Genomic DNA, 13,044 nt, shown 5'->3' with positions numbered 1-13,044 from the left:
TACCCTTTTTCAATAAGAAAATTTACAATTTTATATAAATTACCAGTACTATAGTGATAAAATATAGTTATCTGAAAATTATTACTTTAGGAGGGATATCATGTATCAGGTAGAAATTCGGCATGATGGACTAAACAAGTATCGTTTAATCAAGGGTAACGACAGACACGTTGTTGAACAGAAGGCAGCTGTTCAAATCAAAGACTGGGATGAGCGGTGGGAAAAGCAGCTAGCAATTCTTGAAAAGAAAAAAGAAAAAGAAATGATTGCTTTAGAAAAAGAAGAGAAAAAAGAATATGCCGCTCAGCAAACGGCTGAAGCTTTAGAAACTCTAAAAGCCTTAGACAATGTCTTAATACATACATTGGATATCGATGACAAGATTGATTGGGATGACTTAAGAGATGATTCCAGCTTTTTAGAACCTTATCCCATTAAACCAATGCCTCTTCACCAGCCTTCTCAGCCATTAAAGAAGGATTTCGAACCAACATTCAGTTTTACAGATAAAATCTTCTCGAAAAATAAGGAAAAAAAGGCGCAAGAAGCTGAGCAAAAATTTCATACTGCAATGGAGAATTGGAAATCAGAACTGGAACGAATAAAAACGGCTGAAGCTGAAGCACTCTCACAATATGAAGTTTTACTTTCAGAATGGGAGAAGAATAAAAAAGAATTTGAATTAGAACAAAAAGAAACCAATGATGCAGTTGAACTTCAAAAGCAAAGATATCTTAATAACGATCCCCTGGCGATTGAAGAGTATTGTGACATGGTTTTATCAAACTCAGAGTACCCCGATCTTTTTCCAAAAGAATATGACCTTGAGTATATCTCAACAACGAGAACACTGTTAGTGGAGTATAACTTACCCGATATTGAAGCAATGCCAAAACTAAAAGAAGTAAAATACATTGCTAACAGAGATGAATACAACGAATCCTACCTAACTGAAGCTGCAGTAAATAAAATTTATGAAAAACTGCTCTATGATACTACGTTAAGAACGATTCATGAATTATATGAAGGAGATGTTTCCGAAGCACTTGATGCAATCGTTTTTAACGGATGGGTCAACACCTTAAACAAAGCGACAGGAAACTATGAGAAGAAATGCATATTATCTGTACAAGCTAACAAAGATGCATTCCTAGCCATTAACTTAGAACAGGTAGATCCAAAAATTTGCTTTAAAAATCTAAAAGGTGTCGGAAGCAGCAAGTTATCAAGCCTCACCCCTATCGCGCCAATTCTAAATATTAATCGCGAAGATACACGCTTTGTAGACTCCTATGATGTTGCTGCATCCATGAATCAGGAAACAAACCTGGCAGCAATGGACTGGCAAGACTTTGAGCACCTTATCAGAGAACTATTTGAAAAAGAATTTAATTCAAGCGGTGGTGAAGTTAAAATTACTCAAGCCAGTAAAGATGGCGGCGTAGATGCCGTTGCTTTTGATCCCGATCCTATTAGAGGCGGAAAGATTGTGATCCAGGCAAAACGTTATACAAATGTCGTTGGCGTATCGGCAGTACGAGATCTTTATGGAACTGTGCTTAATGAAGGAGCCACAAAAGGAATTCTTGTATCAACAGCGGATTACGGACCAGACGCTTATAGTTTTGCAAATGACAAGCCGATCACATTGCTGAATGGCAGCAACCTACTACATTTATTAGAGAAACATGGACATCGTGCGAAGATTGATCTGAAGGAAGCTAAGAGGATTCTTAAGCAAAACTGAGAAAACAAATATTATTTTATGTTAGCTAGATTGAACTTTTTTGAGATTAGTTCCCTATTCTTATAACGATTCCTACAAATTTGATTTGAGTTGTATAAACAAATCAAATTTGTAGGAATGGAGTCTGTCATGAGGTAAAAAAATTTAAAGATTATGGTTTCACCAACACAATTCACCCTACATATTCACTATTCGCAGTTAAAAAGCTTAGAAAAGAAGTTTATCTCTGCTCTTTTAATAAACTAACTCTTACCTTAGTTCTATGGTCAGTATTTAAAAATCTCTTTTTTATTCGCACATTCCTGAATTTTTACACTTATAAAAACTACTAAAAATTGCAACTACAAAGTGTTATTTACTCACTTCTGATATTCCTTATATAATTTACTTTTATAGCAAGAATGATTATTAAGAATGCAGAGATTATTACTATAAGCCAAAATTTTATCTGTCAAACCAGTAAGAAAAATATAATATATAATTTTCTTACTTATATATCATAAGAGAGGTGAAGAAAAAATGACTACAACAAACGATCAGACAACAGATGATAAATTAGAGAGGGATAGAGAAAGGTGTAGTATTCAACTTGATAGACATTTAGATTGGATAAAATCATGTGATACAAAGGCCTCAATCGTACTAGCTGTAATCGGTATCTTCCTTAGTGCGCTTACAGCTGAGCATTCAATAAATATGTTTGGAGAAATAGCGGAGTCTACCATTAAGAACATTAGCTTTTCAAATATTTTATATATAACATTTCTGGTAATTGCTTTTTCCACCTTTATTTACGGAGTATATAATCTAATTAGAGTATTAACACCCCGTTTATCCAAAGAAGCATCCTTTAGCAATGAAATTGATATAGCTAATTCACTTTATTTCTTTGAGAGTATATCTGGACATCATTATAAGGATTTTAAATCAAAATTTTACAGTCGTTCTAAATCTGATGAAATTGATGATATTATCGGGCAAATTTATATAAACGCCAATATAGCTACTGCTAAGTATCACAATTACAGTAAAGGAATTAAGTTTTCTTTTATTGGTATCACAGCGATAGTAATTCTTTTTGTGTTTGGGATTATCCTAGTAAAAGCAGGTGGAATGTAAATTGAAATTAATAAATTATCCTTACAAATCAAGAAAACAAAAGGTTGAAGAAATCTTAGATAATACTGATGCCGTAAAAGAAGATATTCAGCAATTCCCTAGGGATGAAGATTTTACTTATACAAACGGTTATAAGGCCTGGGCAACTTCTATTTTCGTAGATTTGAGAGAATCAACAAAACTATTCACAGAATATGACGATGTTGAGATTGCTAAGGTAATCCGCGGTTTTACATCCGAAATTATTGAAATATTAAGAGATGGATTAGATGATAAAGAACTCAAGGAAATTGGTATTCGAGGAGATTGTGTATACGCAGTTTATTCTACACCCTTTCAAGAGGATATACGTGAAGTAGCAACACGAGCTTTTTACGTTAACACTTATATGCGTATGTTAAACACACTATTAACTAATAGGACCTTACCAAATATAAGAGCTGGTATAGGATTAGCAACAAGTGAAACACTAGCAGTTAAAGCTGGCAGAAAGAATACAGGTATAAATAACCTTGTATGGATTGGGAAATCTGTTGCAAATGCTGCCAAATTATCTGATTTGGGTAATAAAGAAGGCAGAGGCCCTATAGTTATGTCAGATATTTTTTATACTAATATGATAGAAATAGAATTAAAAATAAGACCAGAAAGTAAAATGTCTTCTTGGTTTACAAAACCAATGTTCGAAGATTACTATCACGGATATGTAGTAATAAATGATTTTAATGAATGGTTAAACAATGGTATGGAATAATATTTTTGGAGGAGATTTAATTGGAAGAACTAAGTTACGATTTTAAGGTTAGAAAACATAAAATAGAAGAGATCCTAGATAACACGGACACAGTAAAAGAAGTAGATCAGTTTCCCAACAATGAAGGCTTTACTTACACGAATGGTTACAAGGCTTGGGCGGGTGCAATATTTGTTGATTTAAGAGACTCTACATCGCTATTCACGGAACAAGAAGATGTAGAAATTGCAAAAGTTGTACGAGGATTCACTTCAGAAATTATTGAGATGTTAAGAAGCGGAACTGAAGATAAAGAATTGAAAGAAATTGGCATAAGAGGGGATTGTGTATTCGCAGTTTACTCAGCCCCTACCAAAAGCGATGTGTACGAGATTGCAAATCGTGCATTTCACATTAATACATATATGAAAATGTTGAATAAATTACTATTAGATAGAGATTTACCTGAAATTAAGGCTGGAATAGGATTATCGATTAGTCCAACTCTTGCTGTTAAAGCCGGTAGAAAGAATTCAGGTATAAATAACCTCGTTTGGATAGGCAAGTCTGTAGCTACAGCTGCTAAGCTTTCAGACTTAGGCAATAAGAGAGGTATACAGCCTATTGTAATGTCTAAACTTTTTTATGATAACATGATAGAATTACAAGTGAAAAAAAACTCAAATAAAGAACCTAAGTCTTGGTATACTAAGGCCTATGATGAAAAGTTCGGCGACTACTATCACGCGTGTATTATCAAGGAGAAATTTGATGATTGGATTAATACCGGAATGAAATAATTCTCTTTAAATGTAATCATTTCAAACCGTTATCTCCCTGTAAATTTTAAAATAAATAGCCCTCCCCATCACACTCACTGCAAGTGCAATGAAAAGGGTGCTAATGTACTGTATTTTTTAATCAATCTGATATGTCCCATAAAACATGATGTCTTTCTATGTTTGTAAGTCACTATACCTTTAAACAGTTATTCTAAATAGCAACTATAAGGTGATTATTTACTCACTTGACTTGTACTGTAATAATTTCCTTTTAGAGCAGTACAAGTTTTTAAATTGCATCTTACATACACTTATTTTTTATTTTACTTAATATATAATCTAATCAAATTATGTTGCAATTGGGACCGTAGCAGGGTCATTACTGTGTGTCATATAGCTAGTTATTTCCAACTGAGAATTGTTAAAATCTTAAATCTTCCTCTTCTTCTTTTATCTTTTCCTTTTTTATATCCTGTTCCAAATAGTGAATATTCTTCAAGGCCCAATGCCTCACAGGAGGTGTCGCCTGAACATATTTTTTATAGAACCTTATCAACCCTTCAAAATATGGTATCAGAGATCCAGACCAAGAAAAAGTACGTAACTGACGGTCAACATTTCCCAATACCATTTCATCCCTTCCATAATTAATTATTAAATGTTCAATTAAATCATTACTCCCTTTTAAATTTATAGGATAAATGTCTGCTAACACTTGCGGAGCCCTCTGCTCACCCTTTGCCCATTCTTTTAAAAATTCCACAGGAATGTATTGCAAAACCGAAGACTCTTCTTTAAAAAATTTATTTCCTAAAATGTTATTCAACCTGTATTTGTAGATACCTTCAGCCTCTAAAAGCTTTATAGATAATACTTCCCAGCTAGTAATAGGTGTATTCTTAATAATCACTTCTATATATTCACTAATTAAGTTCTCCAAACTATATTTAATATCTTTCTCTAACATGTCAAGTAACCTGTTTAAAATATCTCGACTCAAATTTTCTTTATTTATAAATTCTAAACTAAACAAATTATTTAGCACATCGACTATTTCGTAGGAAACACTTTGTTCAGAAAATATATCAGAAGAATTTTCCAAGAAATAGATTATATGTTGGGATGTACTCAGTGTAATTGTTTTTGTATGAAGATAGGACCTGTAATATATTTTCCAAGTAACAACTTGATTATAGCCTTCATCTAGCTCATATAGGTTTCTTAAAAATGGCATTAAGTTATCTTCGCTGATATCTCTTAAAGCTGGACTATAAGCCAACCCTATTAGGCTATCCGCAGTAATGATTGATTCTTTAAGATGTTTCTGTAAAGAATTTAATATCTCTTTGTCTACTTGAATGAATCTGATTAATTCTACAAGAATATGCGAGTATGGTGAATTATCTAATCGTGTTAAAAATCCTTGAAGTAATTCTGGCTCACTTATTTGTATAGAACTTAAAATACCTCCTAATAAATTCATGTTAACCTTTTGTTCGTTCTCTTTAGAATCTAACAATTCTTTAATTTTTATATAAACAATTTCTAATAGCACACTTTTTTCTTTACGCGACATCTTATTTGATATTTGCTTGCCAAAATAGAATGTTTGTTTTTGTTCACCTACCACCAATACATTGACAATTGATTCTAACTCATTTGCTTTGTCCGGATATATTTCCTCTATAAGTTGGTCTATTTTATCTTGAGCAGCATTTCGATATTTACTTCCACTTCCCTCTTCTTCATTAAAGATATAGTCATCATTCGCATTAGAAACGAATAATTTAACTTTTGTTATGGTATCTTGCGGCTGTAATGTATCTTCCCAACCTTTAATTAAGTCAATCACATTCTTAGGCATTTTCGATCCCTCAAATTTTAAAGCCTGATTAATTTCATCTATAAACTCTGGCCAATAATTGTTTTTCTTCTCAAAGATAACCCTCAAAGGCTGATCAATGTTCTCAACATATCCGCTTCTCATTAAACCAAATATATTTTTTAAGAATACTTCACATATTAAATCGGAATATTCATCTTCTTTAGTAATAGATTCTACTAATATACTTATTATTTGATCCCAGTATTCAAATACTTCAGCCCATGTATCCGGTTTCCACTCTTGCATAGATGGTCGAGTTCCTTGGTTTTCAACACCGATCATTCTGGAAAATCCTCTACTTTTCAAAGCATGGCTCGCTGCACCAATGCCTATTTTCTTTAATTCTTTATCTTTATGAAATATTGCCCAGGTAATAACAGAACATCTACTCTTTAAATCTGCTTGTGTACCTGACAAAATATAATGGAAAAGTTGATTAAATTGCCCTGTAGCGTTATTTGACCAGTGCTCATTCTCAGCAGCTGCAAATTTTGCCAAAGTTTTTGCCGCCATATTAAAAGTCTCTTCCCAAAAGCATAACTTTTCTAATGACCTCACTAAATCTCGTCTACCCTCTTTGACTTTCTTTAATTCAGTAATCTTCATATTCCCAAACTCTCGATCTAATGCTTCTACAGTTACGACAGGGTCTATTTCAACAAATGAGCAGAAGATACGAGACCCTATTTTAGAACTTAGTATCTCTGCTTGGCCAAAAGGAGCTTGTATGCCACATAAGCTAGAAGTTAGTTCTTTTGCTTTTTCTAAGAAGTGTAGTTTTGATATCTGATTACATAACTGCTCAACCATTGATGAGGGCATATCCTGATTAGAAAGTATCTCTTGAGCTTTTTGAGGTCTACATTTTTCCCACCACTGAGCTGCTAGAGTTATGGCTAAAGTTTTTGGAACTAATTTTATATATCTACCATGTTGAACTATTATCTTTTTCTTTATAAAATAATGGCACTTTTCATAAAAATCGTCTATGGATACCTCACATATATGTTCAGCAACATACTCCATTTCAAATTCCTTTTCTTGCATAAATCCTAAATGTTCAAAAACTGCACAAGCCTCTATAACTTTCAAGGCTGAGTCATCAACTGTATCTCTTCCCCATAATAACTTTCTTACTAAAGTCTCGTCTTGAATACTACCTATTGTTTCAAGATCATTAATTCTCGCTTCAGCAAGCAGTGTAGCAATACTCGGGAACCCATCAGCAAAAGCTACTATCCTTTTTAAGTCTTCTTCGCTCATCCCAGGATAAGAATTTTTGATAATCCCTTCAATTATCGTATTTGGAACATCTTCCAAATTTATTAGAGGATCAGAAGAAGCAGAAGAATGCAAGTTATAATCTATAGTAAGTAAACTAAACTTGCTTTCAGCATGCTCTACTTCAGATTTTAAAATTTTATGTAATTCATAATCGCAGTTATCTACAACAAGTACACCTGAGATGCCTAAATTTCTCCAAGACGCTATAGAAGTAAATATACTCTCTCTAGAGTAAGTCGCGTCTATGTAAACTACTCTTTTATTTAAGACCTCTATATCTATACTGCCGTCACTCCTAAATACTTCTAAAGCTAGTCTAGTTTTCCCCTTACCAGGCAACCCTATTATTCTAGATACTTTTTTTTCATCCTTTAAATATTCTCTTAGATCTCCAATCATTTGGTCCGTTTCAAAGGTGGAAACAAAATCTGACTGAAATTCTTTATGGCCATTCCACTCATTCCATGTCTTACTCCCCGCTAAGACTGGCTTTCCATTCCACTCCCATACTGAATAAATTGCTGCAACATATTGGTTACACCATTCTGCAATCTTATTTGCATCATATATTTCAATACTTGGGTTAATATCATTTCTAACAGAAATAACAGCTTCTTTTATAGCTTCAATTCTATGTAGAATTTGCTTTTGATTTAATTCTTTATTATGAAAAAGTATATAAGACCCTTGAGAAATTATGACATCTTCAACTCTATCTTTTAAGCTCCCATTAGGTCCTAAGACTTCTTGTTTACAAGTCGATGGTGGCATATCTGTGGCTTTCACTTGAAAAAGTGTATATCTATTAGGCAACCAATCCGTAGATTCAATATTATTTTCCCATTTAATACTACCGTCTTCTCCTCCGTCTCCTACTGTAATATTCAATGCTACTGATACGGAACTTTTCACTATCCCATATTTCTCCGCTTCATTATAAAGTAAAGTAGATAATAATTTCGTTAGTTCAAAATCCTTTAGCTTTGTAATATCTTCTGAAGTCACTTGAAAATAACTCAAATCTAATACCCTCCGTTTCAATTAGATTCTAAATTTTATTTGGATTGTGTAATAAAGTGTCTATTTTCTTTAAGTTATAACTTTAATGTTTATATTTGTTAATCACTTTTGATGATTTGATTTAGTTTCTTAATTCATAATTTCTAGAGATTAGAAAAACCCTCCCCATCACACTCACTACAAGTGTAACGGAAAGGGTTCCATCGTACTACATATTCAAACAAATTTTTCTAAAAATTCTATTTATTCTACAGTAACACTCTTTGCCAAATTACGTGGCTTATCAACATCACAATCTCTATGAAGCGCTGCATAGTAAGCAATCAACTGCGTAGGCACTACTGATACTAGTGGTGCAAGCAGTTCGTGTACGTGTGGGATCACGTAGCTGTCTCCTTCTTCTTCGAGGCCTTTCATTGAGATGGTGCATGTGCTGGCACCGCGGGCTGCTACTTCTTTGACGTTTCCGCGGATGCTCAGGTTGACGTTTTCCTGTGTTGCAAGGGCAACGACTGGTGTGCCGTCTTCGATAAGTGCGATTGTTCCGTGCTTCAGCTCGCCGCCTGCGAAGCCTTCAGCCTGGATGTAAGAGATTTCTTTCAGCTTAAGCGCTGCTTCCTGAACGACATGGTAATCCATTGAGCGTCCGATGAAGAATGCGTTCGGTGTTGTGCTTAGGAAGTCACGTGCGATTTGCTCGAATGCTTCCTTGTCGTCTGTCAGTGTCTGGATTGCGTTTGCTACAATACCCATTTCCTGAATCAGGTCGAATTTCATTTCGAAGCCTTTTGCTTTTCCAGCTGCTTCAGCAAGGATGGCAAGGACTGCGATTTGTGCAGTGTAAGCTTTTGTTGAAGCTACTGCGATCTCTGGTCCTGCATGTAGCAGAAGTGTGTGGTTTGCTTCACGTGAAAGTGTTGAGCCTGCTACGTTTGTCAGTGTTAGTGCAGGGTGTCCAAGTTCTTTAACGTGTACAAGTACGGCACGGCTGTCTGCTGTTTCACCACTTTGAGAAATAAAGATAAATAATGGCTTTTCAGATAGTAATGGTGTGTTGTATACGAATTCACTTGCAACGTGTACTTCAGTCGGGATTTTCGCTGTTTTTTCAAGGTACTCTTTCCCTACAAGTCCTGCATGATAGCTTGTTCCGCAGGCAATGATATAGATGCGGTCTGATGCATTTACTGCATCAAGTGTATCTTTCGCGATTGAAAGCTCGCCTTCTTCATTCTGGTAAGCCTGAACGATTTTACGCATTACAGCAGGCTGCTCGTCGATTTCTTTTAGCATGTAGTGAGGGTACGTACCCTTTTCGATGTCACTTGCATCGATTTCTGCTTTGTAAGAATCACGTGCAACTGTTTCGCCAGCAAGCGTTTTGATCGTTGTGCTTTCTTTTGTCACGATGACCATTTCTTTGTCCATCAGTTCAACGTACTCATCTGTTACCTGAAGCATAGCCATTGCATCAGATGCAACAACGTTGAAGTCTTCTCCAAGACCGACTAATAGCGGGCTCTTGTTCTTCGCAACAAAGATTGTGTCTTCGTTCTGGTTATCTAACAGCGCGATTGCATATGAACCTTTCAGTTCTGTCAGTGCTTTAGCAAATGCTGCTTCTGTTTCAAGGCCTTCTTTTACAAACTTTTCGATTAGCTGAACGATGATTTCTGTATCCGTTTCAGATACAAGCTCAACGTCTGCAAGGTGCTCACGCTTCAGCTGTGCATAGTTCTCGATGACACCGTTGTGTACAAGTGTAAAACGGCTGGTTGTACTCTGGTGAGGGTGAGCGTTCACATGGCTTGGTGCGCCGTGTGTTGCCCAGCGCGTATGGCCGATTCCGATGTTCGCATTAACGCTGAAGTCCACAACTGAACGAAGGTCTGCGATGCGTCCTTTTTCTTTGAATACAGATACGCCGTCGTCATTTTTCACTGCGATTCCAGCAGAGTCATAACCGCGGTATTCAAGTTTTTCAAGACCTTTAAGCAAAATTTCCTTCGTATCGTTTGATCCAATATATCCTACAATTCCACACATAATAAGTTTCCTCCTGTGAGTATAAGGAGGGCATGACCGTATAGAGGACGGACGTGCCCCCTTTATCTCTCTATTAGTTTTTTGCTCTGTTAAAGTTGGCTGGTGATTTCCGCTTCAGGCGAACGCCTCACGCTACAATCACAGCTGTACAATCTCTAAGATTGCCTTTCTTTACTTCAATATCGCTAGTTTAGTTTTTTAGGGTGCTGCAGTCCTGTTCTCTTTGTCCACAGAGTCGCCTCAGTGATTTCAAAAAACAGGTTTTCGGCTGTGCAGTCATCAGCCGGAAGGCATCCGCCGAACACTCGATGCTCCTTCTCCTCGTCAACTGTCACTTCGCTGGACAGTCCTGGCGCTTTTTGTTGCAATTTGTCTACCTTACAACCCTCTCTTTCTACATTAGAATAAAAGTGCGACTTTTCCTGTATACCCTAATTTGGGAAAAATACACTTACCTTATCATACGTCAAAATTGATTTTTACGTCAATCTAATTTTTTGTGAAGTGACGCACAAGGATTAGTATACCACGTTCTGATGTTACGTTGGTTACAAAAGATTTTCAGTTTCGCGCAGGATCTTCATTTTGAAACTTTTTCCTGTTATCATTCGTATGATTACATAGCATTAGATAAGAAGGTGAAAATATGTTGAAGAAATTGATGATCACTGCAGGCTTCCTATGGCTTTTTATTGCTGCTGACGCGGCTGCATACTCCGTTCAGGAAGCGAAGGTCCGCGTCTGGATTCAGCCGAATGGTGATGTGACCGTTAACGAAGTATTTCATTATTCATTTACTGAATATGAGGAGGAAGTCGGCCGTACCCTCTACCGTGAAGGACATAGCGGGGTCGCTGACTTTGAAGCCTACGCCATTACCGGGCCAAATGATGAACCAGGATTTATACAAAGCAGTGATTTGGCGCTGCTTGATTACGAATACGGTGATGAGACGGTATGGACCACTGTAGACGGAGAATACGAAACGATTAAGGTGTTTTATTCCTACACACTTGAGGATGCAGTGCGGGTGTATGACGAATACACAGATGCCTACCTGCCGTTTTTCAGTGACGGGTCACATCATGATGACGATATTAACGAATTGTACATAGATGTGATCTTCCCTGGTCCCGTTCCAACAGATCAGCAGAAAGTGTTCTTTGCTGATAAAAAAGGTGATATCACTCTGCAGGATGAGTCCGGTGTCCGGTTTTACACGCCTTCTTCTTCCATATTTACAAACTCTGAGGTACGTATCCTGTTCCCTTCAGATGTGATGACTGAAGCCGAGCCTGTGCCTGCCCCGATGTCTATTGAAAAAGCCATCGAGGAACAGGAAGCCATTTATGCAGAAGCAGATGAGAGATCCGCAACACTGTCTTCAATTCAAAATGCAATCATGTGGTTTAATATTTTCCTGATCATCGCAATCATTACGTCCGTTATCCTGATGTTCGTTATCCGTAAACGTTCTTCAGGGCATGCGGAAAATGTAATGAACTTCACACCGCTCGCAATCCTTTTCGGACAAAATGAAGCACCAAAGCAACCTGAAAGTCTGTTAGCAGCACTTTATACAATAAAAGAAAAAGGTGCATTAACATCCGGAGTGCGTGGTGAAAAGCTGACCTTCCGTAAAAGTGGACAAACCGTATCACTTACGAAAAGTGAAAAGTTTCTATTAGAAGCTCTATTCAGACACCATGATGAAGTAGTGGTGGATGAGTCACTGCTGACTGAATTCTCATCCCAGGGCTATAAAACATGGGAGAAGCTTGCGAAGAAAGAATTTAATTCACAACTCGGACCAAATAAAAGACCACTTCTGTTACTGAGAATACTGATGTTACTGATGTTTGCACTGCTCATTGCGACACATGTCATTGATCAGAGTCATTGGCTCGCGATCGTGATCCTATTGACGGTTCCCGTTATTCTGTTCGCCCTGACGTTTAAGTTCACGCTTAACAAATGGTTGTGGCTGATTGCGATTGCCCTGAATATCATTACCGGTATTATGCTCATAGATATCGGTCTGAACCTCACATTCCTGACATATGGAATTGCGCTGGCGATACTGGTCTTTTTGGTCAAACCACTGTCAGTGAACTATAAAAAATCGCAGCTTGAAGACAGCATTCTATCGTTTAAATTCATGCTTTCTTCAAACGATACATTCTCCATCACAAGAGAAGCCATCGATCCCTGGATGATCCGCGCGATTGAAATGGCGGTCAACGGCGTTGATCTGAAATCCTATATTACCCCAGATCACCATCCGCTTGAAGCTGTGCCGCTTGCATATTTTATTGCGAAGGATGTTCATCCTTATGAGATGATGGAAATCGAATAAGAAACACTCCGTGACCCCATACACGATAGTAAACTGATTGGTTTCTTATTGTGTATGGGGTTTTGTGGTGGT

7 protein-coding genes are annotated in these 13,044 nt (G+C 36.6%); 5 read left to right on the top strand and 2 right to left on the bottom strand.

Going from position 1 to position 13,044, the window contains the following annotated elements; translation table 11 throughout:
- The first annotated feature begins 100 nt into the window (after nt 1–100).
- From E2626_RS14260 to E2626_RS14245, 4 genes are all read left to right on the top strand, one after another.
- Entirely contained in the window at nt 101–1,747 is a 1,647-nt protein-coding gene (locus E2626_RS14260; RefSeq protein ID WP_134382460.1) for a restriction endonuclease, read from the top strand.
- 519 nt (nt 1,748–2,266) lie between these two features.
- Nucleotides 2,267–2,866 (top strand): Pycsar system effector family protein, encoded by a 600-nt coding sequence (locus tag E2626_RS14255; protein WP_244094342.1) that lies wholly within the window; start codon nt 2,267–2,269, stop codon nt 2,864–2,866.
- Nucleotide 2,867: 1 nt separating this feature from the next.
- Nucleotides 2,868–3,620, top strand: coding sequence for an adenylate/guanylate cyclase domain-containing protein (locus tag E2626_RS14250; RefSeq protein WP_134382459.1), 753 nt, complete (start codon nt 2,868–2,870; stop codon nt 3,618–3,620).
- Nucleotides 3,621–3,640: 20 nt separating this feature from the next.
- The gene (locus E2626_RS14245) at nt 3,641–4,399 is read left to right on the top strand and encodes an adenylate/guanylate cyclase domain-containing protein (RefSeq protein ID WP_134382458.1); all 759 of its coding nucleotides are present in this window, start codon (nt 3,641–3,643) and stop codon (nt 4,397–4,399) included.
- 403 nt (nt 4,400–4,802) lie between these two features.
- Here the strand turns inward: E2626_RS14245 and E2626_RS14240 are convergent, their stop codons facing one another.
- Nucleotides 4,803–8,570 carry a hypothetical protein gene (locus E2626_RS14240; RefSeq protein WP_134382457.1) on the bottom strand — a complete coding sequence of 1,256 codons (3,768 nt, stop codon included), beginning with the start codon at nt 8,568–8,570 and terminating at the stop codon, nt 4,803–4,805.
- A 243-nt stretch (nt 8,571–8,813) separates the two neighbouring features.
- On the bottom strand, nt 8,814–10,616 hold the full coding sequence (gene glmS, locus E2626_RS14235; RefSeq protein ID WP_134382456.1) for a glutamine--fructose-6-phosphate transaminase (isomerizing): 1,803 nt from the start codon (nt 10,614–10,616) through the stop codon (nt 8,814–8,816).
- A 646-nt stretch (nt 10,617–11,262) separates the two neighbouring features.
- On the opposite strand from glmS, the gene E2626_RS14230 reads away from it, so the two are divergent.
- The gene (locus tag E2626_RS14230; protein WP_134382455.1) at nt 11,263–12,972 is read left to right on the top strand and encodes a DUF2207 domain-containing protein; all 1,710 of its coding nucleotides are present in this window, start codon (nt 11,263–11,265) and stop codon (nt 12,970–12,972) included.
- Nucleotides 12,973–13,044: the final 72 nt, after the last annotated feature.

The sequence above is a fragment of the Jeotgalibacillus salarius genome (genome assembly GCF_004405125.1).
Classification (GTDB): Bacteria; Bacillota; Bacilli; order Bacillales; family Jeotgalibacillaceae; genus Jeotgalibacillus; species Jeotgalibacillus salarius.
The sequence above is the reverse complement of the archived record's forward strand: the minus strand, read 5'-3'. Positions and strand labels throughout refer to the sequence as shown.

What these genes read in the sequence shown, in the direction of transcription:
- glmS (WP_134382456.1), bottom strand. Translation starts at nt 10,616, where the DNA reads ATGTGTGGAATTGTAGGATATATTGGATCAAACGATACGAAGGAAATT.
- E2626_RS14260 (WP_134382460.1), top strand. Translation starts at nt 101, where the DNA reads ATGTATCAGGTAGAAATTCGGCATGATGGACTAAACAAGTATCGTTTA.
- E2626_RS14230 (WP_134382455.1), top strand. Translation starts at nt 11,263, where the DNA reads ATGTTGAAGAAATTGATGATCACTGCAGGCTTCCTATGGCTTTTTATT.
- E2626_RS14255 (WP_244094342.1), top strand. Translation starts at nt 2,267, where the DNA reads ATGACTACAACAAACGATCAGACAACAGATGATAAATTAGAGAGGGAT.